This window comes from Frankia sp. CeRuru1 (assembly GCF_977966315.1).
Map to the genome: position 1 here is coordinate 1 of NZ_CDWWEW010000211.1, position 875 is coordinate 875.

At 70.6% G+C, this 875-nt stretch carries 1 protein-coding gene and 1 pseudogene; both read right to left on the reverse strand.

Translation table 11 applies throughout. The features are described 5' to 3' along the window. Nucleotides 1-688: CRISPR-associated endonuclease Cas1 (gene cas1, locus AC08OP_RS15375; protein WP_476614828.1), on the reverse strand; the 688-nt coding region annotated here is incomplete at its 3' end. Further along, nucleotides 681-875, reverse strand: a pseudogene (locus AC08OP_RS15380) (CRISPR-associated protein Cas4); the annotation flags it as partial. The gene cas1 and the pseudogene AC08OP_RS15380, both read right to left, overlap by 8 nt.

The window sequence follows — 875 nt, forward strand, 5'->3', positions numbered from 1 at the left end:
GGCGCTGGTTGAAGGCGGTGAAGACGAGGCGGTCGACGAGCAGGGCGCGGAATTCTTCCATGAGGTCGAGGGCGAGGGCGGGTTTGCCGGGGCGGATGCCGTGGAGGTAGCCGATGTGGGGGTCGAGGCCGACGTGGTCGAGGGCGCCGTGGACGGCGATGCGCAGGATGCCGTAGCCGAAGGACAGGGCGGCGTTGACCGGGTCGGTGGCGGGTCGGCTGGTGCGTCCGGCGGGGGCGGTGACGGTCGCGTGCGGGGTGAGCAGGTGCGGCCATGTGGCGATGTAGCGGCGGGCTGCCTGTCCTTCGACGCCCATGGCCTCGGCGACGTTGGTGGTGTCACGCAGGGTGGGGAGGGCGTCGGCGAGGTGGGCGGCGGTGTCGCGGAGTGCGGTTTGGCGGGTGCCGGTGGCGTCGCGGGCGGCGCGGAGGAGGAGTTGGCGGCTGTTCTGGAGTTTCCCGGCTATGTATGACGTGGCGAGAGTGAGGCGTCGTTCGTCGTCGCGGAAGTGATCGTGTTGGGCGATGCGTAGGTGGGGGTTGCCGCCGGTGGGTCCTTCGACGCGGACGAGGGGGAGAAGGCGGCGGCCTTTGTCGTTGTCGGGATGCCAGATGCGTACGGCGTCGCCGTCGAGGTGCAGGCTGGTTCCGGGTGTTGTGGCGTAGAGGGTGTTGAGGAGCTCAGCCATGCCAGTGTCCTGCGGGTCGTGGGGTGAACAGGTCGTGGGTGCCCGCCGCGGCGTTGGCCAGCTCGGGGAGGCAGTCGTGGTGTAGGGAGCATCGTCGGCAGCGGCGGTCGGCGACGGCCTCGGGGAGGGCCGCGGTGGTGAGGATGTCTCGCATCCGCTCGGCGGCGGTGATGATTCGGGTGGCGAG